This is a genomic window from Enterococcus sp. H57 (assembly GCF_003112495.1).
In the GTDB taxonomy this organism is placed as follows: Bacteria; Bacillota; Bacilli; order Lactobacillales; family Enterococcaceae; genus Enterococcus_B; species Enterococcus_B faecium.
Window position 1 is genome coordinate 12,664 of the sequence record NZ_BEHC01000004.1, and the last position, 26,714, is coordinate 39,377.

Below are 26,714 nucleotides of genomic sequence, written 5' to 3' on the forward strand. Positions count from 1 at the left end.
TCATCTGTTCCCTCAGTCGTGCAGGACAATAAATAAAGAGGACTAGAAAATAGTCCTCTTTATTAGAGATACAACCCTTTACTTTCTAAAAATCGTTTTGCTTGATGCAGGTCATAAAATTCATAGTCTGCTTTATTGGATTCATATAAACTTACATCTACTTTCAACTTATGCTTCCCATTATGATCGGGCAACCCTATCAAATGATCTTTGATGAGAAAAGACAAAATGCCCGCTCGCCTTGCTGCTTCGATCCCTGCAATCGAGTCTTCAAATACAAGTGCTTCACTTGGAGGAATATTCATTTTTGAACAAGCTTTCAAAAAGATTTCTGGTTCCGGTTTTCCTTTTTCCACGTCATCTCCCGAAATGATTTGTTCAAAAAAATCGTATAGATTTTCCATTCTTAAATACATTTCTATTTTCTCGCGTGTATTAGACGAGGCCACGATTGTATGGATTCCTCTTTCTTTTGCAAAAGATAAAATTTCTTCTGCTCCTTTTTTCGTATATACTCTCTTATCTTCTTTCACGATTTTTTCTTTATATTGATTGATTGCTTCTCGCCATTTGATATATGGAACATCTTCTCCGTACAAAATGCCCATTTGTTCTCTTACCGCCATTTCTGTTTGGCAAGTTAGTAAATAATAGACTTCCTTACGCATTTCATAATCATACTTTTGTGCTGATTTTACATAAGCACGATAAGCTAAACGTCCAGTTTCTAATAAAAGGCCATCCATATCAAAGATGAAGAGCTTTGAAATACCACCATCTTCATATAAATAAAATTGAGGGCCTATTTTCACTTTTAAACCGTTCACCATTTTCTTCATCATCCTTTTATATAGTTGCTCTTTGTCTGGACAGAACGTTCAGGAAGAAGGTGCTGACTGATCTGTTCGACATCTCTGACACATTTTTCACCCATTGCTTCTAAACATTCCCTTGTGTAGGCCGATATATGTGGCGTAATCACTACTTGTTCAAACGCTAAATACGGATGATCTTGACGTCCCGGTTCTTCTTCTAAAACATCTGTGGCATATCCTGCGATCTTTCCGCTTTTCAGACCATTAATCATCGCTTCTTCATCAACTAGAGCGCCTCTTGCACTATTAGATAGATAAACATTTTCTTTCATCTGATCGACTTCTTTAGCAGAAATCATGTGATAGTTCTCTTCTGTCAAATTCGCACATAAACAAATGATATCTGGATGTTCCAGTAATTCTTGAAGTTCTACTTTTTTTGCACCAAAGCTTTCGATGTATAAATCTGATTTGTAAGGATCATAAGCTAGAACATCACAGCGAAAACCGTTACGCAAAATTTCGATTACTCCGCTTCCGGTATTTCCTGCACCAATCACACCAACTGTTTTGTTAAACAGCGTCCTACCGACGAACTCCGCCCGATCTTCCCATCGATCGTCCTTGACTCTTGCTTGTGCTTGTGTCGTGCGTCGAAGCATGGACAACAAATTAGTTATATTATTTTCTGCTACAGCATTTCGTTCAACTAAAGCAGGTATGATAGATACGATTGTCTGGTGTTCTTTTGCTGCTTTTAAATCAATATTGTTGTAACCAATACCATGTCGGGAAATCAATAGCAGTTCATCTTTGTTTTCAAAAAAATCTCGTCGAAAAAATGGCGTAACACTTGCAATAATGATATTGAATCCTTTAAGTAACTCCGCTAGTTCTTTTCCTGGAATCTCTTGATCAACAGTAAAGAAATGAACGTCTCCAACTGACTTTAATCTTTCCAAGTGGTGTGGAAAAACTCTTCCGAAACTGCTGGAATTAACGATTGCTATATGATAATCTGGCATTTTACTCACCCTTTTCAACTATTTCATGTCCGCCAAACCCATTTCTTAGTGCTGAAACTACTTTTGCTGAAAAACTATCTTCTTCCTGTGAAAGATTCCTCATGAACAAACTAGTTGCAATTACTGGAACTGGAACAGCCATTTCTAGCGCTGTTTCAACCGTCCATTTTGCTTCACCTGATGCAGAAACGATTCCCCGATAATTACTTAAATTGGGATGTTCGTTTAACTGATCTTCCATGATTTCCATAAGCCAGCCGCGAATCACCGAACCATGATTCCAAACACGTGCGACTTGTTCCAAGTCAAAAGCATACTCACTTTTTTGTACAAGTTGGAATCCTTTACCGATTGCTTGCATCATTCCATATTCGATTCCATTATGGATCATTTTCAAGAAGTGTCCGCTTCCGGATGCACCAGCATACAGATATCCTCTTTCAATTGCTACATCTTTGAATAATTGTTCCACGGATAGAAAAGTTTCTTTATCTCCTCCAATCATTAAGCAGGCTTGATGTCGTGCTCCTTCGATTCCTCCAGAAGTCCCACAATCCAAGTAACCGATTTCATTTTTCTGAAACTCTTCTGCTCGACGGATTGAATCTTTATAATAAAAGTTTCCGCCTTCAATAATAATGTCTCCTGGTCCGAGTTTTGGAAAAAGTTTTCTTAACATGTTTTCGGTTATCTCTCCAGCAGGAAGCATTAACCAGATGATTTTTTTCTGCTCAAAAGTAGCTAGAAATTCAGAGATCTCTTGATAAGCAGGAATGTCATTTTCTCTTGCCTGACTAACAGCTGTACTAGAAATGTCGAGTCCTTGTACTTTGTGATGGTGCTCTTTTAAGTTTAAAGCTAAATTCAATCCCATTTTTTCCAAACCAATTACACCAATTTCCATGATAGCGCCTCCATTTCTTATACCCTCATTATACAAAAAAATATTTTTTGTTTGATTTTTTCCTACTCTCCTTGTATTTTTAACATTAACGAGAACGGAAAAAATGATAATCTTATTATGAAAAGGAGGAATTCTCATGAGCGTCTCCATAAGACTACAAATCAAAACAATGTACAACGACTTCAGCCCAAAAGAACAGGCTATCGCCGATTATATTTTAGAAAATCCAAGCAAAGTAAGTCATAGTCCGATTAGCAATTTAGCAAGTGAACTAGGTATTGCTGACTCTACTTTTTTTCAATTTACAAAAAAACTTGGTTATAATGGATTTAAAGATTTTAAAATGGCCATGTTGATCCAAGAAAATGATCTATCTGCTATTTCTATCCACGAAAATATTCAGAAAACAGATACTGAGCTCACTATGGCGCAAAAGGTGTTCGAGTCTAGTATTTCAACTTTAAATGACACAAAAAAGTTGTTACAACAAAAGGATCTAAAAAAAACGGCTACTATTATCAATGAATCTAAACGTGTCTATTTTTTCGGTGTTGGCGGTTCAGAGATTGTAGCAACTGACGCTTATCATAAATTTTTGCGTTCCCCTATTGCAACTTCTCACAGCACGGATTACCATATTCAATTGATGGAAGCTTCTTTATTGACGGAAAAAGACTGTGCTGTTTTGATTTCTCACACAGGGCAATCAAAAGAAACAATCCATATTGCTGAAACCGTAAGAAAAACTGGAGCAAAAACAATCGTTATTACTAGCCAAGCTAATTCTTCCCTTGCTAAACTTGGCGATGTCGTTTTTATTTCTATTTCTGAAGAAACAGAATTCCGATCTGAAGCTTTAGCTTCCCGTATTTCTCAACTAAGCATTTTGGACTCTCTATATGTGATTTTGATGTTTTACAACGAAAAAGAATCACGTCGTTCTATCGCTAAAGTTCGACATACGATTTCTGAAATCAAAGAATAGCACCATAACATAAAAAGCGAAAAATCCATAAAACAAAAAAAGCCACTACCAAATATTTGGTAGTGGCTTTTTTGGTTCTGCAAGGGTGGTACAGAACATCAATAGTCGGTGGGTTAGAACGTATGTCATCGCATCTTTGGAGAAGGTTGTATTGGTATTATTCGAGTTACTTGTTAGATGCGATAACAAAGTTAGTATACAGTAGTAAAAAATTTATCTTTTCTTTTTTTTATTATTTTTGTTTCTTATTTTCTAAAAAATTAAAAAAATTTTTGGTAAATTAAGTATTTCCTTGATAACACTGGCTTTTGGCCTCATTTTAGGTTATCATTTGTAATTTTATTTCACAGTTGATATGATTGTTATGTAAAATAAAAAAGTTTAGGATACATCGAATTTTTGGGGAAATTCTTTTGGGGGTATCCTAAATCTTTTCTATTATATTCCCATATTTTCTATTATTGGTCTAGACGTATGATGGTAAACTTTGTAACTATCTGATTGCTGAATCATTAATTGCTTATCATTAGCCATCTTTGTTTCAAGTTCGCTGGATGATCATTTTATTCACATCCTAACAAACTTGTCACATTTATAGATTCTTAATCTATTTATCATACAATTATAAAAAAGGAGGTGCTGCTTATGAAAGCTATCCATATTTCTTTGCTTTTTTTCGCTAGTGCATTGATTTTATTTGCTATTCATCTTTGTTCCCAGCCTTATATCAATAACAACGGAATATTAGTGGAACCAGCATTCTTTTGCTTACCACTCGGCTTTTTGTCCCTTCTTGCCTCCGCAGGCTTCGGATTTGTTGCTTTTTTTAAACGATCAAAACAACAAATCTGACTTATAAAATTTACGTAAAAGAGATCGTGACAATAATCGTGTGATATTCCCAAATTTCGAATAAAAGGTGCCCCTTGCCATCTCTAACTCCTCAGTCACAAGTTACAATATTCATAAACCATGAAAAGCTTGTTTATTGAAATTGCTCCTTGTGACTTGGAGCTAAGTGACAGATTACAACCTCTTTTGCATCATAAGACTTTACTCCTTGAAAAACATTACTAACTTTTGATATGTTTCTTGCGCTTGTTTATTGCTGAAATCAAACTGATATTCATGGTTCAAAACAGCATTTTTCTCCGCATAATCTACTTTTGTGACTTTCACCCCCGCTTTCTCAAATACAGAAGTTACTTCTTCCATTTGTTTCGTAAACGTATTTGTATTTCCATCCGTTAAGAATGTGTTTTGCGTCCAACGATCCGCATGTCTGACCAAGGCTAAACTTTTGACCTTCTCTGATTGTTCAAAGTCCTTATTATCAAAGTAAGCCCATCCACATTTTTCATAAAGAAAGCTAGAGATTTTATCACTTACTTGAGTAAATGCAGAAGGATCCAACAGACCAGACAAAGAAATAAACTTCGTAATCTGCTTGTTCTCCAAAGTCGGATCAAGATGATCAGCTTTTTTAATTTCTTCATTTTGAAGTGCTAACAAATATTCTCCACTAATTTGTGCACCTGCCGAATCTCCACCAATCGAAATATTCGACCAATCTGCTTGATCTTTTATCTCTTTTTTAGCTGCTTGAATGGCTTCGTTCAATTGGATAACTGGTGTAGGATGTTTTGCTTCCGGTGATCGTTCATAATCTATATTTACGATGATTTGCTGCGTGTCTGAACATAGATATTCCAAATAATCACGACAATCATTTTTATCCCCTCCTACATATGCGCCTCCATGCATCCAGAAAAGAATCGGTGACTTTTTCTTTTCCACTTTCGGTGTGTAGATATCCATATTATTATTTTTGTATTTTGAAGGATAGGATATTTCTTTTTTTATATCGATTTGTTCGATTGTTTGCTGGAAATCATCTGGTCGGGCATATACTTGTTCTTTTTCACTTGTGTCAAATTGTTTTCTAACAAGCAAGCTAATCGGCTTTGGTGTGATTTGATTAATCAAAAATACAGTGACTAAAATAACTACGATGATAACTGGTACTGCAATCACTATTCGCTTGAACCATTTCATTCATTTACCCTCTATTTCTTCGCCAAATCCATGTGATAATCGTGCTAACAGATAAAAATCCACCTGAATAAATGAGAAGCGAATGTTTCTTTTCTCCAGTTTTCGGCAACATTCTTTTTTTGCATCTGTCTTTTTTTGTACTTTCACTGTCATCTGAATCGGTTGCGTATCATCACTTGATTGATCCTCTCGAGGTTCATTCTTTCCCTTATTGTCTGCATTCTCTGTCGGATCTTGCTTTTTTGGTGGAGCTACTGGGATTTTTTTGTAATGGTAAATAATAGTTGGTATCGTCTCATTAAAAACCCCTTCAGTCGGTCCTTCAACATTTGCTAATTCGTATCCTTCGAATGTCTTTTGCTCTGTCATATAATTCTCTCCATAAGCTCCGTAAAGCTGGATTTCGTCCTGGTCTTTGAGTAGACTTTTATTGTTTTCATCCACATACTTTACGTTTATCTGATCATGAAACACTACTTTCAAAAAGTCCGTTACATGTTTCGTGTAGGCAGCATGGTCAACTTCCTGTGCCTTTCCATGCCCTGCTCCTTCTACTAATAAAAGATCTTTATACCCTCCTGATAACTCATATAATTTTTGCGCGTTAGACACAGGTACTACATCATCTGCTGTTCCATGGATAATCAATTTAGGCAATGAATCTGACATTCCAATCGTAGGTAGAGCAGCTTTTGTATCCAAATGCATCTCCTGATCAAAATAGTATTGTTTCAAAAGGCCCATAAATAAATATTCATGCTCTTGATCCCCAATGATGTCTAACTGATTTTTTATGGCATCCGGTAGTGCGGGGACTACTGTCTGGTTGTACGTAAAACGTAGTTGTTCATCAATTGATGCAAATCCGCAATTTTCAATAATTCCTTTGACATTGACAGGAATATCTTTCGCTAATACAGACATCATCGTAGCTGCTCCCATCGAACCACCATAAAGTAAAATCTTTTGAGATGGCCGCTCTCGAACTTCTTGATTTATCCAGTAAAGGACGTCATCTGACTCATATTGTCCATAGGTCACATAATCGCCTCCGCTATTACCAGTCGCTCTGGAATCAACAAATAATAAATTATACCCGGCCTTATAAAAATCATTGTATTCTTCTGTAATGATCCCGTTATTCCAATTCCCTCGAAATCCGCCATGGATCATGACTGTTTTATCTGAACCTTGATCGACATAATATGCATATACATCCATCATTTTGCCATCTTGTTTGTTTAGTACAGTTTGATGAAGTTGTTTTGTATTTGGATAGAAGCCTGTGTTTTCTGTAGGCGTTGTCCCATCATCTGTACCTCCAAGCATCGACATCAACACACTGTTTTTTGCAAAAGCGATATCGTACAATAGATAAGTAGCAATCAGATGTTTGATAATCTCTTTATCTACACCATAATCATTAACAGCAAGCTCAGTGACTAATAACTCTATTAATTTTGACTTGATGTCTTCTGTTGGTCCATTAAGTATTTCTGTCATCTGTTTACCGAAGTAATTCAAATATTCTTTACCATTGAAATTTTCACCTTTACCGATATCATCATTTTCTGTCCCATTCTCTTTGTCACTTACTTTAGCAGAAGAGGATTCGTCGTTTGACATTTTTGTAGCTGTTGCTTCTTCTGTTTGTTGGTTATCTGTGGTAGCGGTCGTTTCTTGATCTGTGCTAGTAACAGATGTCTCAGCCGTTGTTTCAGTATTTGTTTCTGTTTGTGAAGTACTCGATTTCGTTTCATTTCCAGCATCAGTAGTTTCTGTGGTTTCTACCTCCCGAGATTCCGATTCGGAAGAAATGCTCTCTCCATATACTGTCCATTGCGGGACGCTTGTACTTACAGCAAATAAGATGACCAACGCTCCCTTTAATACTTGTTTTGTTCTCAAGCTATTCACTCCTTTTTATGTTTCTAGGAGAATTGTATGTAAACGCAAACATTTTTTATACAAAAAATAAATGGTTTATCCCATAAAAATAGAACAGGATTATTTTCTCATTTTACGTAATAAAGCAGAATGGATAAACCAGTATCCATTCTGCTTTTTTTAAACGAAGAAACAACTTATTGCTCCAAAAATGTCAGAAATCGTTTATCCCAAATTTTCTCGTAAAAAGCGATTGTTTCCTTTGCTTTCATAAAAGGATTATCATAAGTTGTCGTTGCTCCTCTACACATCATAAGCTGGTATCCTAATCCATGAGCAAACTTCACAGTCGTATCTATACAATACTCTGCTTGTGCCCCACATAATTCGATCGAATGACAGTCCAATTCAGTTAATAAAACACTCAAATTAGTCTTATAAAATGAATTCGCATGGGTTTTTCTCACAAAATAACTGTGCTCAGGAATAGATAATTCCGACAATATCTCCCATGGTTTTGTTTGTGGCACTAATTGATCATCTTCGTGTTGAACGAAAATAACTGGCTTTCCAATCGTTTCGTATGTTTTGATTCTTTTATTCACTAATGCTGTCACTGTTTCTAATTCGTGTATCGGTGAAGAATCAAAACATACCCCTTTTTGTAAATCGATCACTACTATTGCGTCGGCTGTGTTTGACATACGTATGCCTTCTTTCTTTTTTCTAGTTCTTTCTTCTAATGATGTTTCGTTTACTACTATTTTCCATTTTATGGTTAGAAATCAAAAAAATATATTCCATTTTCTGATTTTTTTATTGGGGTTCCTTTGATAGCATTTCTTATCTCGTTCGTTCCTTTATACGTGACAACATTTTCTTATTTTACACCTATAAATGGCACTTTTCGACTATTTCTTCATGTTATTATTTCATAAATATTTAGCTATTGGAGGAATGTATCATGATTAAATTATATACAGGTTCTGGTTGCTCGTCTTCTAGACGCGCAAAACGTTGGCATGTTTAAAGAAAAACCATTTATAAAAGATATCTTGAAAAGATAGAGAAAACAAAAAACAACCACTTTCAGTTGACTACTGAGCAGTTGTTATCTTATGAAGTAAAAACTATTATACTATCATTCTATCACTAATTCTTTTCTTTATTCTCCATGTCTCTTTTTAAAGCTTTTATGTCGAGTTTTAATAAAATCAATCAATTACTTCTATACTAATAGATCAATGTCCACATCTTTTTGAACCAGTAGGTACCTTACTACTTACTATGAAATTTCTCAAGTATTAAAAATATCAAAAACATATGCTCTGCTGCCTGTATCATAATAATTAAAATAGATACAACTAATTTTTGTTTCTTTCGTCTAAAGGATAATTTTTAGGCAATACATTCTGTTTACTAGCACGTCAAATGACACTAGCGATTATGACTTCAAAACAACTGTTTGTGATTTTTTCTCTTTTAAAACAAGTCACATGTTATATTAAATTCGTAAATACGTATATTACAATTTATTTTAAGAGGCGGACATCAAGAAAAAATATTATTAAAAAGTTTGCTATTATCAACCTTGTTACTAACTTTTGGATCAACAATTCTCCCAACTGGAATTGTTTTTGCTAGCGAACAAAATATCATCAAAAATACTAGTTATTCTAACGATGATAACTTGAATGTATCTATAGAAAAGACGAGAACGGTCGTCTTATGGTAGTAAAAATGGAAACAAAAGCTCGTGCTAATGTTGCAACGTGGGAAGCATGGCAATATCCTCATATTGCTTTAAGTACTGGTATAACAGCTGGAGCTATAAATACTGCCTACTCTAGCAGCTGATTGGACAAATTATGGCAATATCCCAGTAAATGCAGTCGCTCGACTATAAGACAAAAATTGTAATAGCTGGGTAGGATTTTACAAACGAACTGGCTATGACGGAGTGAGAAGAGCTGTGACCACTGATTATAAAATAGAGTAAATAATACAAAAGGAGAACCTATGAAAGCTAAAATAGATTTATTCTACGAAAAACATCCTTATCTTTCCCTTTTAATCAATTTGTTGTTAGGTAGTATTATCGGAATTTCTGTTGAATATTTACTAAATAAAGACTTTATAGGTTCTGGTTTCTATACGGTATTGTTTTTAAGTGTTCTTGAAGCTTTTTCAATTTACAGGAAATCCAAAAAAAATAAATAACTTCAAAGTCTCTTTTATTAGAAGGGACTTTTTTGTTGCTTATAGCAGGTACTAAAGTATACTCTGTTGATCTCCATATAACATTTTAAATATGGATAATCATTAATAGCTATATAGTTATTGATAAACAGCAGTGTATTTCTTCATCCGCTTTGTTTTATATGCATAGAGTAACAAACCAACAATCAAGACTAACAAGAATAATGTAGTCGATATAGATGCTTCAGCCCCAAAGTTTCCCCCAGTAATTATTGTATTTTGCGATTGGATCAGAGTGGAGAAAAAACCTTGTTCTTGCGTTCCGCTGACTGGTATACCCAAAATAGCTCCTTGTGTCCAATTCCAAGTAATATGAGCACCAATAGCCGTAAATAAACTTCCTGTACTGTAGATAAGTGCGCTGAAAAAGCAACCTGCTAAAAAGATATTGAAAACTGCCAGAAATGTCATGTTAGGATTCAATCCGTGCAAAAGAGCAAATAATGCAGCAGATCCAATCATTGCTATTAACGGACCAAATCTAAGCATCTGATGCTGAAAAAAGCCACGGAATAAAAGCTCTTCTGATGCCCCCACTGCAATAAATAAAATAAAACTCGTTATCAGCGGCACAATGTTTGCGTTTCCTGAATCTAACCGATACGCCCCCGTCAAATATAATGGACTAGTAATAAGCAGAAACACTCCAATTCCAACAACGAGACCTCCCGCTAAATACCCCCAGTCTTTTCCTCGAACAGAAACACCATAATCTTCTATTCTTTTTCCTTCGACCTTACTAGCAAGAAATAAAGCTAGTAAAAAAACAGCTAAATGTCCGACTGTACCGGCAATTGCTCCAATCCATTCACTATTTCCAATAAACATATCCGCAAGTGCATTATTGACAAGAATTCCTAAAACAAAACCAACTAAGACTATTAAAACAGATCCAATCAACCGAATAATCCTGATCATCTTTCATCCCTCCTTTATATTAAGTTTAACAACCCTTTTCTTTCTTGTCTCGTGAAAACTATGTAAATGTTCTCCATCATAGAGAGAATAGATTTTTACGAACTAAGAATATCTACAGCAACCTTACGAAAATGAAAGACTGTCTCCCTAATTCTTCTGTTAGACTGTTTTTAATAAGGAAAGGATGGGAAATTTTTTGAAAAAACAACTACTAATTATGTGCCTTTCAGCATGTGCAATTTTACTATTCTCAGGTTGTAGCAAGTCCAATGAAACGATTGCAACGTTTAAAGGTGGAACACTTACAGTTCAGGATTTTTATGATAACCCAAAAGTTAAATCAAATAATCAAACACTATTAAAAAAAATGATTGTCTTCAAAGCATTTGATGATGTATACGGAAAAGAGATTTCTTCAAAGGAAGTAACAAAAGAATATAATGAACAAATCAAAAAACTCGGTCCAAACTACAAGGAACAATTAAAAGCAGTTGGCCAAACAGAAGAGACATATAAGAAACTCTTTAAACAGATGCTGGCTTTCCAATACGGTTTGAAAGCCAATGTAAAATTAACAGATAAAGATCTAGACACTGCTTGGAAAGAATTCTATCCAGAAGTTAGTACACAGATCATTCTATTTTCGACTAAAGAAGAAGCAGATAAAGCAAAAAAAGCAGCAAATGAAGGGGAAAATTTCTCCAAGCTTGTTCAAGCTTATGGAAAAAATAAAACATTAAAGGAAACTGATGGAAAAATGAATTTTGATTCAACCAATCCAGAGATTCCTACTGAAGTAAAAAAAGCAGCATTTAAACTAAAAAACGGGGAAGTTTCTGATATCATTCCTGTAACAGATCCAACGACTTATCAGCAAAGCTATTATCTAGTAAAAATGGTAAAAAAACAGGATAAAGGTTCTAATAAAGGCAAATACAAATCTGAGCTAGAAAAAATTGCTACCGAAGCAAAAACTCTTGATACGGAATTCATGGATAAAACAATCCGTAAAGTGATGAAAAAAGACAATGTAACTATTAAAGATCCTTATGTAAAAAATATATTCAAATAAACAAATTTGACCCAATTGGGGATGTGGCAAAATTTGAGAAGTGATTTTTGGAAATTCCTTCTTATTTTTGAGGCAAACCACTTTTGCCACAACTTCATTGGGGTCTTTTTTTATTTGTTACAATCATGAGGATATAAATTTAAAAAAGTTTTTTATTTCTATCACATGAATCAATGCGCCATTAAGTAGATTCTTTCATGCTCCCCTATTTTTTCACTTGCCGTATCGCTTCAAAAACAACTATCATAAACTCAAACTCGACTGAAAAGTTATTTAAAAAAAGACTGAAAATATCCCTTCTGGACTTGTTCTTCTTATTCTGTTATACTAGAGAAACACGAAAGATATTTTTATGCGACACTTTTCATTTGTTTTTATGAAATTTATTCAAAACTGGCGTAACTTCAGAGTTACAAGGATGTATTAGAGGTTAGGGAATACATCGTTTAAATGAGAAATAAGTAATAGTTAGTAATAGTCACCCAAACTTTAAATTAATGAATATTGAATCGTCAGATAGCCTTCTCGAGTTTTCGAGAAGGCTATCGTTTATTTTATGGAGAAATTGATTCAGAAGTAATCAGCGACCTTTTTTAGTTCACCAATCGTTTCTGCTTGGAAAGTTTGCACCCAATCTTCTTGGAAGCCCCTCACTGCTTTATCAATCGAGGGCATCTCTAATACTTGATCTAGTAGCTCTTTACCTAACGTTATCGCATGAGCTCCAGATCGAATGGCTGTAGTGACTTGTTCACAATTTTTGAAACTAGCTGCTAATATTTTTGTTGGACTTTGCGTACGTTCGATCTCAGTCCGCAACGAATCAATCACTTTCATAGCATCAATGCCTTGATTTTGCATCCTGTTATAATAAGGTGCAATATAATCTGCTCCATTATTAATAGCTAAATACCCTTGTAATTCTGTGTAAATAGCTGTACCGGTAATCAAATAACCTTCTTTTTTCAACTTTTTGATCGCTTGAAGGCCTGCTTGATTCACCGGCACCTTGATAAACGTATCTTTTCCCAGTTCTTCTATGATAACTCGAGCATCCTCTATCATTTCTTCTTCCGTTCTTCCTATTGTCTGAATATGGATAGGAATCTGTCCGATTATTTTTTTGATTTCTTTCATATGCGAGAAGAAGTTTGACGCTCCTTCTTTTTTTAGAATAGTAGGATTTGTTGTTACGCCTGTTAAATTCAAAAACTGTTGACAAGAATAAATACTTTTTGTATTTGCTGTATCAAGCATGATTTCCATATAGCTTTCCCCCATTCTGATCCTCTTGATCGATTTTAATGATTGTCCCCTTTCTTAAATACGGCATTTCCTTATCTTCTACATACATTGTTCCTGGAAGTTCCGGCTCATGAGATCCATCAAATTTTATCGTGATATGTCCTAATTCATTCAAATTAGTTTGGACAACATCTCCTACTGCTGTGATTACATACATTTGTTTATCAAAGCAGAGCTTCATATCACAAGTTATTTCTTTTCTTACCTGATTCAATTCAATCTTATAACAATAATCTGTTAATGTTTCCGGTGCTTCATCTCCAAATAAAATCATTATTTTTTCTTTCCTGAATACTTCTGCTTCTATACCAACATCTGTTACAACCGTTTCAAAGATCGTCATCTCTGTTCCTCCTAAACTCAGCTATATAATCCAAAACTTGCTACCCAAGCAATGATAACTCGTGGGATGCCGTTAAGAAATCTTGAATAAAGAACTGATGGTACACCTACTTCTACTGTCTCAGCTTTTGCTTCTTCCAAACCTAGACCGACTGGAATAAAATCACATGCATTTTGAGTATTGATAGCAAATAGTGCCGGTAATGCTAATTGGGGAGGAATATTTCCTTTTCCAATCTCTACACCGATCAATGTTCCAATCACTTGGCTAATAACTGCCCCTGGACCAAGCAAAGGAGATAAAAATGGCAGTGAACAAATAAAGCCAATGATTGTTAATCCAACTGCATTTCCTGCTAAAGGTGCCATAATGTTAGCAAATACATTACCGATCCCAGAACCTTGTATCACACCAATCAAAAGGGAAACGAAAGCCATAAAAGGGATCACTGTCCGGATCATCGTATCTACTGCTTCTCTTGCTGATTGATTGAATGTAGCAACTACTTTTCCCGCGCCCATTCAAATTTTTGCTATCCAGTTTTGCTGCTCTGCTTTTTGCTCGGTTATCTTTTTAGAAGTATCATATTTGTACTTTTTATCTGGAGATGTAGTATTTACTGTTTCTTTGTTATCACTAGTTTCCATTAGTGGCTGTATTTGTTCTAATCCTACTGCTGAAACATAAATATCTTCAGTGATATATTGTGCTAATGGGCCACTTTTTCCTGTGGGAACGATATTGATGGTTGGTATCCCTTTTTTAGGATAAATTCCACATCTAAGAGTCCCTCCACAGTCAACGATTGCAAGCGCGATTTCACTATCAGGTATTGATGTTTTGAATCCATTGATAGACTCCATACCTGTCAGTTCTTCTATTTTATCTACGATCATTGGCCTCTCACCTCCACCTGTGACATAGATGAACTTGTGTTTAACTTTTGTCGGCCTAATAATCAAAGGACCTCCATACCCGCCGTTTCCTTTTACGATCTTGATATCACTATACATTTAAAACACTCCTTTCTCTAATCAACTGAAAGCTCTACTTTTTTGCTAAGAACGATTCCTTGCTGTCTGCATACAAATCCAGTAGTAAAATCAGTTATCCAACCACCAATAAAGTTCATCAGCAGTCCCACAAGCAAGTATCGGATAGCCAGCTCCATCGAATTTAGCCCTAAGGTTTCGATCCCTTGAGCAATCCCAATCCATACAAACAATTCTCCAGGATTAATATGGGGGAATACACCATTGCTCGTATGACAAAATTGAGCTTGAGCAGCATAATAGCTTGGTTTGTAGTATTCTGGAAGGAAACGAGCCATTGTAAATGACATAGGATTTCCCAACATAAAAGCAGATAAGAACGGTAACACAAGGTAACGAGTAAGCGGATTTTTCGCTGATAATTTGGCTACTTTCGTTACTCGGTCTTCACCTAAAAAAGCAATCAGCGTATTCATTGCAACCATCAGCATCAAGACAACTGGTACGATTCCTGTCATCCAGCTTATGAATGTTTCTGCACCTGTTTGGAACAGCCTCATAAATCTCTCAGCAAATTTTGTTATGATATCCATCGTTTGTCACTCCTTTTTTCTTTGATCGTACTTTTCCATATCCGAAAATTATTGAGCATAGCAATAAAAGGCAATGTAGGTTGTTCACTTTTTTCATTTCCTGCCTCTATTCGTAAGTATACTTCTCTGGCATTTTCTAAAGCTGCTTGTGTCAAACGATCTTCCGCTCGAACTGAGGGATGGTAACGATCGATGTAATGGATATCTTCACCCGCATAGACAGGTAATGAATGAAATTTTGCCAAAGATGTAACCCCTTGCATTTTTCTGACTTCTAAAACTTGATCATGATCGTCTATAGCTAGCATAACAATCGTGCCTGAACGGATTTTCCCAGGTCGTTTACCAATCGCTACTTTTCCTTTTCTTCGCAGTTCGCTATATGTTTGATTGAAATGCTTTAGTTGCTTCCAACTGATAACTGCTTGCAGCACATAAGCTGAAGCTGCGAAAACTATGAATAGATACATATCATTCATGAAGTCTCTCTCCTTTACTTTTGATTAGTTTTAAAAATGATTCCTGTGTCGGTGCTAATTCAATAAACTCATCTATTCCCATTTTTATGAGTTCAAATAGGATATCGTATAGCTCAAATAATTCATTTTCAACTTCAGCCGTCATTTCTTCAGGTATGGCAAATAAAAAAATAACTCCATTTCCTCCTGTTTCTGCTAAACCTTGATCAGTTATTAGCCCTACTGATAAAACAATGTGTTGAGATAGCTGGTTGGTTGTGTGAGGAAAAGCAAATTCTTTGTTAACAAATGTGCTTTGCTGAGATTCTCTTTTCAAGATCCTTTTTTCAAATTCTTCATCCACATAATAGCCTCTGATCAAAGGAGCGACTAATTTGTTTAAATATTCTTGATACGTCTTTTTTTCTTTCCATATTTGATAGAAAAAACAGTAGAATGAAACCCGACTAATCGCTTTTTTTTGCTTTTTGCCATTGTGCCCTTAACCAAGAGTCATCGAAAAGATTAGTCAAATGGATCACCGGTGTCTCTTCATTTACATTTTTTAACGGAATCGTTGTAAAAACAGCGAAATATTTGTTTAGATCTACTTTTTCATATTGTTCTTCTGAAACATGTGTTATTTGTATATCCGTCCCCAATATCCTTTTGATTTGTCTTTGGATCATTAATGCTGTTCCTTTTCCTGTCGTATGAACAATGGCTACTTTTTTAGAGGAAAAATGCTCTTTTGATATCGAAATGCTAACTCCAAATACAACGTTAGGTAGCTGATCTCTACTTTAGAGATCTTATGTTGCAAGATAGCTTCTAATGCTTGTATGCATTCGCTAGCGATTTGGTAAGAAAAAGGATACTTTTTTTCTATCTCACCATAAAATAAATCAGTCAATCGATAACGAAAAATTACCCGATTTATCAATAAAGAGAGGTGCTGTTTCATCTCTTGATATAAGAAGGACTCATCCAGATCAATGAGATCTAATCGTCGAATACGCATCATCATGGGGTCGAAATATAAGCGCAAATCAGAGTTAGCTTTTCTTATCATCGTTATACTTGTGTTGATGATGTTCAAAGGAAAACTGACAAAATCTTTTTCATATTGGCTCAAAGTTAGTTCATAGATTTCTTCCAACCGATTGATCAGTTCATTGAATTCTTGGATATATTCAAAACACCCACTGTAACGATTGATGGGCTTCTTCAACAGATAGTTACTAGAGATTCTATTCAAAGAAATACCGATAACTTTCGTCAAAAGGGTGATTTCTTGTTTACTAGCATTCGTCTTCTTCTGAAAATGTTTGATTGCTTGTTTTTCTTCTAGAACCTGTTCTGTTTTCGTCTCTGAAAAGTAGGGAGAAACAAAATAAAACAAAAGTAGTCGTAATTCTAGCTCATCTCCTATTATTCTTAGTCCTTTATTTGGTGTGCCTGTAATCTTTACATCAAAATCATTGATCATCTCTTTTAATGTCTTTAGATCCTTGACCACTGTTCCTCTGCTGACACCGACTTCTTCAGACAAATCATCCATACGTAAGAAATCCTCTGTTTCGATCAGCCTATTTAGTAAATAAGCGATTCTTTTGGATGCCGAATTGAAATCACTGGCTGTTTTCAATTTTCCTTGCATGATCTCATCAAAAAAATCAAAATCATAAATTTCAAGTTCAAAATGTTTGTTTTTTTGGATGATTTTTGCAATACCGGCAATTTCTTCATTCAACTCCCCAATATCTTTTTTTATGGTTTGATTACTGGTTTTGATTTCTTTTTGCACTTCCTGGATTGAAACTTTCTTGTGAGTGACTAGTAATTTCAATAATTGGTACCATCTGTTTACTAGCGTCACGTGCGTCCCCCCTATCCTTTATCCTCTTGTTTTACCTCCTGAAATATTAGTCGTGACTCCAGTGATATAACTTGATCTTTCTGAAAGATAATAGCAGACTAGATCCGCCACTTCTTGCAGCTTACCACTCCTTCCTAGAGGGATCGTACTTGTTCGACTGTAACCGTTTCTCAGCTGTTCGACGCTTATACCTCTCGTATAAGAAAGAGCTTCTTCATATTCTTGTGTTCTCAAACCGGTTTCTTCCAGTATCCCTGGTGCAACACCTACCACACGAACATTCCTCTTTCCTAACTCTTTTGCCCAAGAACGAGTAAAACTGTTCATCGCTGCTTTTGTAGCAGCATAACAGCTCTGTCCTTCTGATCCTTCCAATCCTGATTCAGAAGAAAGATTCACGATCACTCCTGATCCCTTTTGCACCAAGATTCTTCCAACTGCTTGGCTCATCAAATATACACTTTTTTGATTGACAGCGATCATCTTATCAAAAACTTGTTCTGATAATTCATACTTGCTTTTTGGATGATTTCTATCTATTAGAAGAGAAGGAATATTTATTCCTGCATTATTGACTAGACCATCGATCGTCTTGAAATGTTTCATTACTTTATATATCCCTTCTTCTATGTCCGTTTTAGAAGACACATCGACTTTTAAAGATAGTAGGTTTTCATGCTGTATACGGCATTCAGTTACATCAAAATTCGCTACTTGTGCATTCTGCTTCAACAAATTTTCGACGATACTTCTTCCAATTCCTGAGGAACCTCCAGTTACAATTACTACTTTTCCTGCAATATCCAACCAATCCGGCATATGTGATCCTCTCCTTCTTTTTTCTTACAAATCCAGTATAAAAGCTCACTAAAAAAAATTAAGACATGAAATTTACAGCTTCAGCTAAAAAATGTGTACTAATGGAAGAGCAAAAAAATTTTCATCTTTTTGCATAGATTACTAAAATTCCTGAGCGTTATATAAGCAATGTTTCTCTTTTTGATATATAATTGTTTTATCATTTAAGGAAGGAGAATTCTAATGAAAACTTTAGATGCTATTGCATTAACTTTATTGATTGTGGGAGGGTTGAACTGGCTGTTGGTAGGCTTGTTCGAACTTGATTTAGTAGCTATGATTGCTGGTGGTTCAACAACTATTTTTGCGAAGATCATTTATATCGTCGTAGGTATTTGTGCGATCTACTGCTTGAAATTTTTCCCAATGATTACTAGAAAAGTTGATGAAAGATATTAGAAAGCTATAATTATTAAAAAAGTTATTATCTTCATGAACCTTCCCTTTATTGGGAAGGTTTTTTCATTTTAAACCATCTGCTTCTCTTTGTTTAAGTGATATACTGAATAAAGATAATCTATTTTAGGAGGAGCTATCATGCATAAAGGGATTTACGCAGGCTTATTGGGAACTGTAATACTTTTTTCTGCCTGTGGATATAAAACAAAGAATTCTGTTAAAGAATCTTCAGCAGCCATTTCAACAACTGAGGTTGGTTCAACTAAAAGTACTTCTACTACTTCCATTACTAATACTTCTACTGGTAATGTAGATTCGCAACATAGCCAATCAAGTATTCAGTCGTCTAGCATTTCTTCAACATCTGAAATGCAAGAAAGCACTGTACCTTCTCTTCCATTAGAAAACTCTGACAAAGCACTTCTATTTCTTATTGCCCACCGTTCCGAATTACAAAGTGACGATATTGTTATTAGCTTTTATCAAAAAATTGATCGAGATTATTTGTTCACAGCTTCCAGCAAACAAATCCGTTCCCAAGGGGGATCTGGAAGCGTTGGTTTTTATCGAGTGTCACCCGAAGGATCGATTACGATGACAGATGCAAATGGAACACCATTTTGATTAGATGATATTATACGGATTTACAGTACTAGCAAGTCATTATCGGTATCATTTTTTCTGAGAAAGTTATACGGAGTATAAATAAGCATTTGCATTAACCTAATAATTCGTTACAGCTTTTCTCTTATGAATATACTCACTTCTCTACTTGCTCTCTTGATAAATTTTTGGTATCTACTTCATTTTCGGTCAACTGAGTTAATGAAATTTATTGTCGGACGGTTTTCTAGATTCAATTTTTCTATATTTGGATAGAAGAATTTACTTTTTTTACCTTTTGACATATTTTCTTCTTATTATTTTAATGATCCCTTTTTCAAATTAGAAAGATAGCCTTTGTATCGTATTAGATGAAATATTCACAAAGCTAACCATTATACTTGCATTTTTTTCAAAATAGAGTTATTACATAAATAGGGATAAATAAAAAATACTTATTGAAAGGATGATTAAAAATGGCAAATGTACCTAGCATTCGCGACATGTTCCCTGATTTCAATGACGTGTTTAGTCCAGCATTCAATGATTTTTTAGGTGTTTCAAGTTATCCAAAAGTGGATTTAGTCGAAAATGAAAAAGAATACAAACTAACTGCTGATATGCCTGGCTGTGACAAAGAAGACACGACAGTTGAATATTCAGATAATACTTTGACGATCTCCGCCAATCATGAGTCCCATACAGAAGATAAAGAAGATGGCAACTATGTACGGAAAGAAAGACATTCGGTCTCTTACAAACGTTCATTCTATCTTCCTAATGTTGATGAAGAAAAAATCACTGGAACCTTTAAAAACGGTGTGCTGAAATTAGTATTACCTAAAACAGCTCATCAGCCAAAAGAAACAAAAAAAATTGAGTTAAATTAGAACTTATCGCCTCTCGATGGATGAGGGGCGATTTTTATATATTTGGATAAGAACGAGTATGTTTAAATTTTCAAAATGAGCAAAAAAATATTTTGTTTTTACGATAAAGATGTTATGATCTCTCTTGGTAAAAAATATGAGAGTTGATCATTTGATTGTCTTAAGTAAACTTTTGTTTTGGATACCATTTATCATAATGACCAGTGCTTTCTTTTACTTATTCAAAAGGCCTAATAAATACTTACTCTTATCTGCTTGTCCGATGATCTATTTTATCCATAAGATTAGAGGATTTTATTATTACGACTCTGGTATCTCATTGTTTTGCTACGAAATCGGCTTATTAGCTTCAGCCATCTTTTTCATATTTGTGTTAGAATATTTCAGAAAAAAATAAACTTCCAGTCAGTTTTGGCTGGAAGTTTTTTATTTGGTGCAGATCTTTTCAGCTGATATTCATACAAGTTGATCCATTTTTCTATTATTAAGTACATACCATTGTGACTCTTTGAATGTGGGGGAGAAAAAAATAAAAGGAGCTGGTATTTTGTTAGTTATGAGTAAAGCTTTGTTTTTACTTCCCTGCACGTTCATGTTTATTGTTTTATGTTATTTCAAAAGAAGAAAAAAATGGTGCTGGATCGATGTTCTACTATTCCTTCCCTTTTTCCCGCTTATTTATTTTCTTGAAGAAATATGGGATGATATGGCATGTGATTCTGCTTTTCTTTTTAGTCATTCATTGGGGATTATGATCTCTCTTATGATCTTTGCCATTGTGCTATTTTTTTTGAATAAAAAATAATGTATTAAAATGTATTAACTCGTTTGTCCCAACTTCCAAAACATATTTTTGAAAGTTGGGTGTTATCTTTTTTGAAGTATAAAAAGATCTCAAATCAATCCACTTTACTTTCTTATTATGTTATTCATAGTAACAAAATCTCACCTACTTTATCTTATAACTTGATTTTTTGCATAAAAACTAAATAAAGAGTGCGGCATTTCGCACTTTTTTATTATAGATAAACGTTTAGACAAATTGGAGTACTTCTAGTTTCGTGATACATTGGCATAGAAATTACTTGCAGTTTTTAGGTTTACATAATTTAATTATAGTTACGCTCTATTTTATCTCCCATTCATTAATATTTCAAAGATGATTTCTCCATCTCGTTAATTATTATAGAAAATCATATGACAAAAGTGTTAGCTTTTTCGATTGTGATTCTTGCTCAACTTTATTAATAATACAACTGTCACTTGTTTCATTTATTTAATTAGGAGGGAAAAATTTGAATACTGTTAGCTTGAAAAAAGGATTTTCTACCTTTGATCTAATAATTTTAGGGATTACGTTGATGTTTATCGATCACATTCATCAAATGTTTTATCCGTTTGGTGCTCCCGATTGGCTGGATTGGTTTGGTAGGCCAGTTGCTACTTTGTTCTTTTTTATAAGCGTTGTAGGCTTCTCACATACACATGATAAAAAGAAATATATGCAGCGACTTTATTTCTCAATGGTTCTTATGGCTTTCTTCACTTATTTTCTTGGTAATATCGTTCATTATGATGAAGTGGTATTGATAAATAATATTTTTAGAGATTTGTTTATTGGTACGGTCATGATGTATGCAATTGATCTTTTCACTGATGGAAAAAATACTGGAAGTTGGAAAAAGATTCTTACAAGTATTTTCTTGTTCATTTTACCAATCTTACTCTCACTATTTATTCCCTTGTTATTTTCCAGTCCAGTAATCGTTCAAAATAAAATTGTTTTTATGCTGATTACGTCATTTTTACCTGCACTGCTTTTAGCAGAAAATAATTTTATGGTTCTTTTGATTCCTTTACTTTATTTAGCAAGAAATCACCGTAGCATTCAATGTATTATTATCTCAATCGTTGCCGGCATATACTTCTTCTTGGGTACGACCCAGTGGATAATGATCTTTTCAGTCATCCCGATATTGTTATATAACGGACAAAAAGGAAAAGGAATGAAATATTTCTTCTATATCTTTTATCCGGCACATATTGCCCTATTATATTTGCTATCCGCGTTTTTATATAAATACTAGACTGATTATTAATGAAAGAAAAACTTGTCATAAACACTTAAAGAATCCCATGAAACTTATGCAGGAGAATTCACCATTTCGATTTAGTTCCTTTCCTTAGTCTTTTTTACCCATTCCATGTTACAATCGCTTTGCAATCGATCTCACAAAAAGGAATCTGGAGGGAAAAAGATGAAGCAAATATTGCCGTTTTTGACGTATAATGGTCAAGCAGAAGAAGCAATCAATTGGTATCACAAAGCTTTTCCTAACTCCGAAATCACTAAGTTGAATCGGTATGGAGATACCAGTAAAGAGGAACCGGATCTTATCCTTGAAGGCGAACTTAAATTAGGCAATCAAGTAATTGGATTTTTGGATATGTCAAAAGATTTCCCTGCACCTGCCTCCACCTGGGCATCTACCATTTTGATTGAAGTAGATGATCAGGCAGAATTCGATCAGGCGTTTAATACATTAAAAGATAGCGGAACTGTAATGATGCATGAAAAAAACTATGAGAAGTATACGGAAGTTTGCTGGGTGACTGACAAGTTTGGCTTTACTTGGCAATTGTTATTCTAGCCATGAGATAAAACGAAAAAGCGATAGTTGACATCCATTAAATACGGAAAGTCAACTATCGTTTTTTTCTCGAGTAATATTACTTTTCTAACTTGAATAAATCGTCTAATGCGTTTGAGAATGTTGTTATTTCAAAATCTGGAAATTTCTTTTTAAATTTATCAGAATTAAACTTGTTGTCATAATGATATCTAGGTAATAACTCTTTTAGCTCTTGCATATTTTTATTGAATATAGAGCCAAGATCAAACATCCATTGTTTGATCACTTTATATTTTACCGGTTTGTGCAATTTTTCTTCCATCAACTTTATCATCTCTTCATATGTTCGACTTACATCACAAGGTAGATGCCAGGTTTGGTTATAAGTGTCAGGCTGATTTGCTAAAAGCGCCATGGCTTTACTAGCATCAGGTGTCCATATTAATGTCCTTAATGTTTGATCAGAAATTGGTAACAAAGCAGTCTTATCATTTTTCACTCGGTTAAACAATAAACTGTTTGTAATACTTTGCGTCTTATTAGGTCCATAAAATTCAGGAGCGCGACAAATCATCACATCTATGTCAGGATTCTCCATTTCAGTCACTAGCCGGTCTGCCATTTTAGCTCGAACAGTGGATTTGATACCATCATAAATAAATTTGCTATCCTCAAATTGTTCCGTGTCATTTTTTTCGTACATATAAGTATTATCGAAAAAAACTAATTTCGCCTTTGTTTCTTTACAAGCCTGTATGACGTTTTCTAACATGATTTCAAATTTTGTTTTCCACTGTTCGAAGTCCATCGGTAATCCTGCAGCAAAATAAACAATCTCACTTCCTGCTACAGCGCGAATAGTTGCCTCACGATCTAAAAATATCCGCTGAGATTAGTTCGTCTGTATCGTCGATTGATTTCGGATTTCGACTAACTAAGCGAAGCTGTTTCCCGTAAGTTTGATTAAGTTCTTTTGCTAACTCGTATCCAATTTGGCCATTACTGCCAATAACTGTTTGCATTTAGATAACCTCCTTAATGAATGTTCGTGCTAGTTCTCTTGTTGAATACGGATTTTGTCCAGTAATCAGATGTCCATCCTTTACCACATGACTCTTAAAGAAACGCTTCTTGATAAAATATCCTTTTCTCCTTACAGTCATCTCTTCATTATCAAAAGGAACTACTTTGCTTTTCATCGCCAATAATTCCTCCGCTTTAGTAAAACCAGTCAATTTTTTATTTGCTATTAAATAGTCATTATTAGCAAGTCTGATATTAAATAAACCTGCTATACCATGGCACACAAATAACACATATCCATTTGATTCATAAATATCACTAGCTATTTTTTGTAATGCACTATTCTCGGGAAAATCCCACATGACACCATGCCCACCCCCACCAGTAAAGTAAATAGCAGTATAATCTTTGCTCTTTACGTTTGCAGGAGACAACGTATTCCTCAAACCTTTTTCAATAAAAGCTTTATTAGAATAAAGGTCTATTACATCAGAATCTAGATTTCTCATACTTCGAGGGTCAATCGGTACATAACCACCTAACGGACTGACAAAATCAGCTTCAAATTGATATTTATAGATTTCTGCTAAAAATTCTACTGTTTCTCCTAGCCAAAGCCCAGTAGCTTTATTTGTTCCTTTGTATTGATTGACATTTGTTTCAACTATCAGAATTTTCTTCACTGTTTTTTAGCTCCTCTATTTCATCTATTACGTCAGACAAAAAATCTCTTAGTTTATATATATTTTTATTTTCGTGTTTTAAATAGTAAAAATTTTTAGTTCCTTCTTCTCTGACCTCTAATAAATCGGCGTCTTTTAAAATTTTCAAGTGGTGCGATACTGCTGGTCTTGATAAACCTGTATCGTCAGTTAGTTCTCCTACTTGCAAACCATGACAGCTTTTTTCATTTAATAATCTAATCAAAATCAATTGTCTTTTTCTGTCACCTAAAGCTGCTAAAAAATCACTTAATGATTCTAGTTCTGTTTTTAAGCGATCGTGTCCATTCATTGTGATCCACCTCTTTCGTTTATTAGTTTAAACCATTAAACCATTTTTAATAAAATATGTAAATTCCTTTGCTCAAAAAAGTAGCTTCTTTACGATTCGACAATTTCAAATAAAGCAGGTAAAAACTGGCTGTCAGAAAATAGCCAAACTGAAGCAAAAAATAATGTTAAAATTAATTAATGAACGAAAAAAATCCCTCACCTAATATTACGGTGAGGAATTTTTTCTACCGACATAAACAAAAAAACCACCTCATATGAGGCGGTTAACGTTCAACATTATTTTACGATATTTACTGCTTGAGGACCACGTTGTCCTTCTTCAATATCATAAGTAACTGCTTGGCCTTCATCTAAAGACTTAAAGCCTTCTCCTTGGATTGCTGAGAAATGAGCGAATACGTCATTTCCATCTTCACCAGTGATGAAACCAAAACCTTTATCTGAGTTAAACCATTTTACTGTACCGTTATTCATATATATTTCCTCCTGATACGTATATAATACGTGTTTTATTGCAATTAATATTACTTGGTAAAAGGAGTTTTTATAGTGTGAATATATCGCTCAGATTACGTTTCAAATTAGATTACTTATTTACTATAACACGGATGTAATGCTAACACAAGGATAATCACTCGATATACGGTTTAAATATAAATAAAAAAGATGTGAAATTTCAGAAAATCACAATAATTGATTAACCAACGAGAAAGACCTTCAATGAATGATCTCTCTATCAATTTATCGAGTAATATCTAGTTTCTTTTTGTTCTTCGTTAACTATTTCCGTTTTTAAACAAAATGTTTGCAGTGTGATTATATTAGCAATACAATTTTTCGCAACTTTATATGTTTCTTCTGCAGAAGCTCCGTATTCTTTTTTTAATTTTGCTTTCGCTGCAGTTAGTTCGTGTTTTCTTAATTTTGTTAATTTGAGGTATCTGTGATTCATTCGAAACTATTCTTCTTATTATTTGGTTATTAGTTGGCTATTAGTTGATAAAATGCTATTATCCTAATTGATATAAGACTATATGGGAGATGATGCTGTGGTCACATTTAGTATGCTTTTATTTTGGATTCCAGTCTGTATTGGTGTCATCTCTTTCTTTTACTTCACTAAACGTTCTAGAAAAGCGATTATATTAGTGCTTTCTTTTTTACCATCTGTGTTTTTTATAATAAAAATAATAAAACATACATTTTATCAATCGCTTTCAGCATTAAATTTTTACGTAGTAGGGTTGTTTTTATCTCTTATTCTTTTTATCGTTGTTTTGCGATATCTTTATAAGAATTATTAATTTTTCTGCTTTTATAACTATAAATTTTCTCACTTGTTGTTTTTGTCTTTATACTAGTACTATCACTTGACATCCAACTGTTTCTCCTTAATTCTTGTTTCTGTCGACTTATTATTAAGGTATTGACTATAAAATAAATAAGAGATACTCTTATCTAAAAGTGATAGGAGGAAGAAAAATGACGCTTATCAACAAACTTAATGCTAATATATTTTTATACACCGGAATGATTCTTGTTATACTTAATGCTATTTTTTTAGATTTCAATTTTTTCATAAATATTTTAGGTCTTGCTCTTGTCTCATTTTCTAGTAATATCACAAAAATAATTGGAAATTTTCTAAAAGACAATCACTAGTTGATTGTCTTTTTTTCTGAATGTCTATGTAACTAAAAAATATGAAAAACCCGTGGTGCTAGTTAATTTTAATATCCTAAAGAATATCTCAAAGTTCCTTCAAAACGTCGTTGTGCTCGACTTAATAGAACACTGTAAGC

Annotated in this window: 31 protein-coding genes and 3 pseudogenes; 13 read left to right on the forward strand and 21 right to left on the reverse strand. The window is 34.2% G+C overall.

Annotated elements, in window-relative coordinates:
* Positions 1 to 62: 62 nt before the first annotated feature.
* Genes DIZ30_RS00950 through gnd form a run of 3 tightly spaced genes read right to left on the reverse strand, consistent with a single transcriptional unit; the run spans position 63 to position 2,744 of the window.
* On the reverse strand, positions 63 to 830 hold the full coding sequence (locus DIZ30_RS00950; RefSeq protein WP_267896165.1) for an HAD family phosphatase: 768 nt from the start codon (positions 828 to 830) through the stop codon (positions 63 to 65).
* 8 nt (positions 831 to 838) lie between these two features.
* A complete protein-coding gene (locus DIZ30_RS00955) occupies positions 839 to 1,840 on the reverse strand; it encodes a D-isomer specific 2-hydroxyacid dehydrogenase family protein (protein ID WP_002325732.1) in 1,002 nt (333 codons plus the stop codon).
* Between the two features lies 1 nt (position 1,841).
* The gene (gene gnd / locus DIZ30_RS00960; RefSeq protein WP_109023049.1) at positions 1,842 to 2,744 is read right to left on the reverse strand and encodes a phosphogluconate dehydrogenase (NAD(+)-dependent, decarboxylating); all 903 of its coding nucleotides are present in this window, start codon (positions 2,742 to 2,744) and stop codon (positions 1,842 to 1,844) included.
* 136 nt (positions 2,745 to 2,880) lie between these two features.
* On the opposite strand from gnd, the gene DIZ30_RS00965 reads away from it, so the two are divergent.
* Both DIZ30_RS00965 and DIZ30_RS00970 read left to right on the forward strand, forming a co-directional pair.
* A complete protein-coding gene (locus DIZ30_RS00965) occupies positions 2,881 to 3,729 on the forward strand; it encodes a MurR/RpiR family transcriptional regulator (protein ID WP_109023050.1) in 849 nt (282 codons plus the stop codon).
* Positions 3,730 to 4,374: 645 nt separating this feature from the next.
* Positions 4,375 to 4,581 (forward strand): DUF3955 domain-containing protein, encoded by a 207-nt coding sequence (locus DIZ30_RS00970; RefSeq protein WP_002296638.1) that lies wholly within the window; start codon positions 4,375 to 4,377, stop codon positions 4,579 to 4,581.
* Between the two features lie 201 nt (positions 4,582 to 4,782).
* Here DIZ30_RS00970 and DIZ30_RS00975 read toward each other — a convergent pair whose 3' ends face one another.
* The 3 genes and pseudogenes from DIZ30_RS00975 to DIZ30_RS00985 form a co-directional block, all read right to left on the reverse strand.
* Complete coding sequence (locus DIZ30_RS00975) at positions 4,783 to 5,784, reverse strand: alpha/beta hydrolase (RefSeq protein ID WP_109023051.1); 1,002 nt, start codon at positions 5,782 to 5,784, stop codon at positions 4,783 to 4,785.
* A 4-nt stretch (positions 5,785 to 5,788) separates the two neighbouring features.
* Positions 5,789 to 7,701: pseudogene (locus DIZ30_RS00980) on the reverse strand (alpha/beta fold hydrolase).
* A gap of 167 nt (positions 7,702 to 7,868) precedes the next feature.
* Complete coding sequence (locus DIZ30_RS00985; RefSeq protein WP_002298694.1) at positions 7,869 to 8,375, reverse strand: cysteine hydrolase family protein; 507 nt, start codon at positions 8,373 to 8,375, stop codon at positions 7,869 to 7,871.
* A gap of 1,315 nt (positions 8,376 to 9,690) precedes the next feature.
* Between DIZ30_RS00985 and DIZ30_RS00990 the strand changes: the two genes are divergently transcribed.
* Positions 9,691 to 9,891, forward strand: coding sequence for a hypothetical protein (locus tag DIZ30_RS00990; RefSeq protein WP_002299261.1), 201 nt, complete (start codon positions 9,691 to 9,693; stop codon positions 9,889 to 9,891).
* A gap of 117 nt (positions 9,892 to 10,008) precedes the next feature.
* Here DIZ30_RS00990 and DIZ30_RS00995 read toward each other — a convergent pair whose 3' ends face one another.
* Positions 10,009 to 10,848 carry a CPBP family intramembrane glutamic endopeptidase gene (locus DIZ30_RS00995; protein ID WP_002296628.1) on the reverse strand — a complete coding sequence of 280 codons (840 nt, stop codon included), beginning with the start codon at positions 10,846 to 10,848 and terminating at the stop codon, positions 10,009 to 10,011.
* A gap of 184 nt (positions 10,849 to 11,032) precedes the next feature.
* Between DIZ30_RS00995 and DIZ30_RS01000 the strand changes: the two genes are divergently transcribed.
* Positions 11,033 to 11,920, forward strand: coding sequence for a peptidyl-prolyl cis-trans isomerase (locus tag DIZ30_RS01000; RefSeq protein ID WP_002299262.1), 888 nt, complete (start codon positions 11,033 to 11,035; stop codon positions 11,918 to 11,920).
* 570 nt (positions 11,921 to 12,490) lie between these two features.
* Here DIZ30_RS01000 and DIZ30_RS01005 read toward each other — a convergent pair.
* The 9 genes and pseudogenes from DIZ30_RS01005 to DIZ30_RS01035 form a co-directional block, all read right to left on the reverse strand.
* Positions 12,491 to 13,186: a fructose-6-phosphate aldolase gene (locus DIZ30_RS01005; RefSeq protein ID WP_002323639.1), complete on the reverse strand. Its 696-nt coding sequence runs from the start codon at positions 13,184 to 13,186 to the stop codon at positions 12,491 to 12,493.
* Positions 13,170 to 13,568 carry a PTS glucitol/sorbitol transporter subunit IIA gene (locus DIZ30_RS01010; protein WP_002319298.1) on the reverse strand — a complete coding sequence of 133 codons (399 nt, stop codon included), beginning with the start codon at positions 13,566 to 13,568 and terminating at the stop codon, positions 13,170 to 13,172. Before DIZ30_RS01010 ends, DIZ30_RS01005 begins: the two co-directional genes overlap by 17 nt.
* Positions 13,569 to 13,585: 17 nt before the next feature.
* Positions 13,586 to 14,581, reverse strand: a pseudogene (locus DIZ30_RS01015) (PTS glucitol/sorbitol transporter subunit IIB).
* A 17-nt stretch (positions 14,582 to 14,598) separates the two neighbouring features.
* Complete coding sequence (locus tag DIZ30_RS01020; protein WP_002319296.1) at positions 14,599 to 15,153, reverse strand: PTS glucitol/sorbitol transporter subunit IIC; 555 nt, start codon at positions 15,151 to 15,153, stop codon at positions 14,599 to 14,601.
* The gene (locus tag DIZ30_RS01025) at positions 15,141 to 15,632 is read right to left on the reverse strand and encodes a transcriptional regulator GutM (protein ID WP_002299268.1); all 492 of its coding nucleotides are present in this window, start codon (positions 15,630 to 15,632) and stop codon (positions 15,141 to 15,143) included. The genes DIZ30_RS01020 and DIZ30_RS01025 overlap by 13 nt, the downstream gene beginning before the upstream one ends.
* Complete coding sequence (locus DIZ30_RS13585; protein WP_229205521.1) at positions 15,625 to 15,975, reverse strand: PTS sugar transporter subunit IIA; 351 nt, start codon at positions 15,973 to 15,975, stop codon at positions 15,625 to 15,627. The genes DIZ30_RS01025 and DIZ30_RS13585 overlap by 8 nt, the downstream gene beginning before the upstream one ends.
* A 103-nt stretch (positions 15,976 to 16,078) precedes the next feature.
* Entirely contained in the window at positions 16,079 to 16,300 is a 222-nt protein-coding gene (locus DIZ30_RS13590; protein WP_002319294.1) for a hypothetical protein, read from the reverse strand.
* 35 nt (positions 16,301 to 16,335) lie between these two features.
* Positions 16,336 to 17,490 (reverse strand): HTH domain-containing protein, encoded by a 1,155-nt coding sequence (locus DIZ30_RS13595; RefSeq protein ID WP_002322732.1) that lies wholly within the window; start codon positions 17,488 to 17,490, stop codon positions 16,336 to 16,338.
* A gap of 18 nt (positions 17,491 to 17,508) precedes the next feature.
* Entirely contained in the window at positions 17,509 to 18,309 is an 801-nt protein-coding gene (locus DIZ30_RS01035; RefSeq protein WP_002299273.1) for an SDR family oxidoreductase, read from the reverse strand.
* A gap of 222 nt (positions 18,310 to 18,531) precedes the next feature.
* Between DIZ30_RS01035 and DIZ30_RS01040 the strand changes: the two genes are divergently transcribed.
* From DIZ30_RS01040 to DIZ30_RS01075, 7 genes are all read left to right on the forward strand, one after another.
* Positions 18,532 to 18,747, forward strand: coding sequence for a DUF378 domain-containing protein (locus DIZ30_RS01040; RefSeq protein ID WP_002289418.1), 216 nt, complete (start codon positions 18,532 to 18,534; stop codon positions 18,745 to 18,747).
* A 138-nt stretch (positions 18,748 to 18,885) separates the two neighbouring features.
* On the forward strand, positions 18,886 to 19,371 hold the full coding sequence (locus tag DIZ30_RS01045) for a hypothetical protein (protein ID WP_002324037.1): 486 nt from the start codon (positions 18,886 to 18,888) through the stop codon (positions 19,369 to 19,371).
* A 455-nt stretch (positions 19,372 to 19,826) separates the two neighbouring features.
* Positions 19,827 to 20,240 carry an Hsp20/alpha crystallin family protein gene (locus tag DIZ30_RS01050; protein WP_002299276.1) on the forward strand — a complete coding sequence of 138 codons (414 nt, stop codon included), beginning with the start codon at positions 19,827 to 19,829 and terminating at the stop codon, positions 20,238 to 20,240.
* 136 nt (positions 20,241 to 20,376) lie between these two features.
* The gene (locus DIZ30_RS13600; RefSeq protein WP_025481096.1) at positions 20,377 to 20,637 is read left to right on the forward strand and encodes a hypothetical protein; all 261 of its coding nucleotides are present in this window, start codon (positions 20,377 to 20,379) and stop codon (positions 20,635 to 20,637) included.
* A 117-nt stretch (positions 20,638 to 20,754) separates the two neighbouring features.
* Complete coding sequence (locus DIZ30_RS13605) at positions 20,755 to 21,045, forward strand: hypothetical protein (protein ID WP_025477589.1); 291 nt, start codon at positions 20,755 to 20,757, stop codon at positions 21,043 to 21,045.
* Between the two features lie 490 nt (positions 21,046 to 21,535).
* Complete coding sequence (locus DIZ30_RS01070; protein WP_109023052.1) at positions 21,536 to 22,327, forward strand: TraX family protein; 792 nt, start codon at positions 21,536 to 21,538, stop codon at positions 22,325 to 22,327.
* 171 nt (positions 22,328 to 22,498) lie between these two features.
* Positions 22,499 to 22,891 (forward strand): VOC family protein, encoded by a 393-nt coding sequence (locus DIZ30_RS01075; protein WP_002323082.1) that lies wholly within the window; start codon positions 22,499 to 22,501, stop codon positions 22,889 to 22,891.
* Positions 22,892 to 22,970: 79 nt separating this feature from the next.
* Here the strand turns inward: DIZ30_RS01075 and DIZ30_RS01080 are convergent.
* The 5 genes and pseudogenes from DIZ30_RS01080 to DIZ30_RS01100 all read right to left on the reverse strand — a co-directional run bounded on the left by DIZ30_RS01080 (position 22,971) and on the right by DIZ30_RS01100 (position 25,864).
* Positions 22,971 to 23,895 (reverse strand): annotated as a pseudogene (locus DIZ30_RS01080) (NAD-dependent epimerase/dehydratase family protein).
* Entirely contained in the window at positions 23,896 to 24,579 is a 684-nt protein-coding gene (locus tag DIZ30_RS01085) for a type 1 glutamine amidotransferase domain-containing protein (protein ID WP_002330163.1), read from the reverse strand. It abuts the pseudogene before it with no gap.
* Positions 24,557 to 24,910 (reverse strand): helix-turn-helix transcriptional regulator, encoded by a 354-nt coding sequence (locus DIZ30_RS01090; RefSeq protein ID WP_002324895.1) that lies wholly within the window; start codon positions 24,908 to 24,910, stop codon positions 24,557 to 24,559. The genes DIZ30_RS01085 and DIZ30_RS01090 overlap by 23 nt, the downstream gene beginning before the upstream one ends.
* Positions 24,911 to 25,188: 278 nt before the next feature.
* A complete protein-coding gene (locus tag DIZ30_RS01095) occupies positions 25,189 to 25,386 on the reverse strand; it encodes a cold-shock protein (RefSeq protein WP_002293041.1) in 198 nt (65 codons plus the stop codon).
* A 262-nt stretch (positions 25,387 to 25,648) separates the two neighbouring features.
* Positions 25,649 to 25,864, reverse strand: coding sequence for a hypothetical protein (locus DIZ30_RS01100; RefSeq protein ID WP_002323043.1), 216 nt, complete (start codon positions 25,862 to 25,864; stop codon positions 25,649 to 25,651).
* 97 nt (positions 25,865 to 25,961) lie between these two features.
* Between DIZ30_RS01100 and DIZ30_RS13610 the strand changes: the two genes are divergently transcribed.
* Both DIZ30_RS13610 and DIZ30_RS01110 read left to right on the forward strand, forming a co-directional pair.
* On the forward strand, positions 25,962 to 26,216 hold the full coding sequence (locus DIZ30_RS13610) for a hypothetical protein (RefSeq protein WP_109023054.1): 255 nt from the start codon (positions 25,962 to 25,964) through the stop codon (positions 26,214 to 26,216).
* 178 nt (positions 26,217 to 26,394) lie between these two features.
* Positions 26,395 to 26,574, forward strand: coding sequence for a hypothetical protein (locus tag DIZ30_RS01110; RefSeq protein WP_002322938.1), 180 nt, complete (start codon positions 26,395 to 26,397; stop codon positions 26,572 to 26,574).
* Positions 26,575 to 26,714: the final 140 nt, after the last annotated feature.

Excerpts from the sequence above, each read along its gene's own strand:
- DIZ30_RS00950 (WP_267896165.1), bottom strand. The coding sequence starts at position 830 with ATGGTGAACGGTTTAAAAGTGAAAATAGGCCCTCAATTTTATTTATAT.
- DIZ30_RS00955 (WP_002325732.1), bottom strand. The coding sequence starts at position 1,840 with ATGCCAGATTATCATATAGCAATCGTTAATTCCAGCAGTTTCGGAAGA.
- gnd (WP_109023049.1), bottom strand. The coding sequence starts at position 2,744 with ATGGAAATTGGTGTAATTGGTTTGGAAAAAATGGGATTGAATTTAGCT.
- DIZ30_RS00965 (WP_109023050.1), top strand. The coding sequence starts at position 2,881 with ATGAGCGTCTCCATAAGACTACAAATCAAAACAATGTACAACGACTTC.
- DIZ30_RS00970 (WP_002296638.1), top strand. The coding sequence starts at position 4,375 with ATGAAAGCTATCCATATTTCTTTGCTTTTTTTCGCTAGTGCATTGATT.
- DIZ30_RS00975 (WP_109023051.1), bottom strand. The coding sequence starts at position 5,784 with ATGAAATGGTTCAAGCGAATAGTGATTGCAGTACCAGTTATCATCGTA.
- DIZ30_RS00985 (WP_002298694.1), bottom strand. The coding sequence starts at position 8,375 with ATGTCAAACACAGCCGACGCAATAGTAGTGATCGATTTACAAAAAGGG.
- DIZ30_RS00990 (WP_002299261.1), top strand. The coding sequence starts at position 9,691 with ATGAAAGCTAAAATAGATTTATTCTACGAAAAACATCCTTATCTTTCC.
- DIZ30_RS00995 (WP_002296628.1), bottom strand. The coding sequence starts at position 10,848 with ATGATCAGGATTATTCGGTTGATTGGATCTGTTTTAATAGTCTTAGTT.
- DIZ30_RS01000 (WP_002299262.1), top strand. The coding sequence starts at position 11,033 with ATGGGAAATTTTTTGAAAAAACAACTACTAATTATGTGCCTTTCAGCA.
- DIZ30_RS01005 (WP_002323639.1), bottom strand. The coding sequence starts at position 13,186 with ATGGAAATCATGCTTGATACAGCAAATACAAAAAGTATTTATTCTTGT.
- DIZ30_RS01010 (WP_002319298.1), bottom strand. The coding sequence starts at position 13,568 with ATGACGATCTTTGAAACGGTTGTAACAGATGTTGGTATAGAAGCAGAA.
- DIZ30_RS01020 (WP_002319296.1), bottom strand. The coding sequence starts at position 15,153 with ATGGATATCATAACAAAATTTGCTGAGAGATTTATGAGGCTGTTCCAA.
- DIZ30_RS01025 (WP_002299268.1), bottom strand. The coding sequence starts at position 15,632 with ATGAATGATATGTATCTATTCATAGTTTTCGCAGCTTCAGCTTATGTG.
- DIZ30_RS13590 (WP_002319294.1), bottom strand. The coding sequence starts at position 16,300 with ATGATCCAAAGACAAATCAAAAGGATATTGGGGACGGATATACAAATA.
- DIZ30_RS01035 (WP_002299273.1), bottom strand. The coding sequence starts at position 18,309 with ATGCCGGATTGGTTGGATATTGCAGGAAAAGTAGTAATTGTAACTGGA.
- DIZ30_RS01040 (WP_002289418.1), top strand. The coding sequence starts at position 18,532 with ATGAAAACTTTAGATGCTATTGCATTAACTTTATTGATTGTGGGAGGG.
- DIZ30_RS01045 (WP_002324037.1), top strand. The coding sequence starts at position 18,886 with ATGCATAAAGGGATTTACGCAGGCTTATTGGGAACTGTAATACTTTTT.
- DIZ30_RS01050 (WP_002299276.1), top strand. The coding sequence starts at position 19,827 with ATGGCAAATGTACCTAGCATTCGCGACATGTTCCCTGATTTCAATGAC.
- DIZ30_RS13600 (WP_025481096.1), top strand. The coding sequence starts at position 20,377 with ATGAGAGTTGATCATTTGATTGTCTTAAGTAAACTTTTGTTTTGGATA.
- DIZ30_RS01075 (WP_002323082.1), top strand. The coding sequence starts at position 22,499 with ATGAAGCAAATATTGCCGTTTTTGACGTATAATGGTCAAGCAGAAGAA.
- DIZ30_RS01090 (WP_002324895.1), bottom strand. The coding sequence starts at position 24,910 with ATGAATGGACACGATCGCTTAAAAACAGAACTAGAATCATTAAGTGAT.
- DIZ30_RS01095 (WP_002293041.1), bottom strand. The coding sequence starts at position 25,386 with ATGAATAACGGTACAGTAAAATGGTTTAACTCAGATAAAGGTTTTGGT.
- DIZ30_RS01100 (WP_002323043.1), bottom strand. The coding sequence starts at position 25,864 with ATGAATCACAGATACCTCAAATTAACAAAATTAAGAAAACACGAACTA.
- DIZ30_RS01110 (WP_002322938.1), top strand. The coding sequence starts at position 26,395 with ATGACGCTTATCAACAAACTTAATGCTAATATATTTTTATACACCGGA.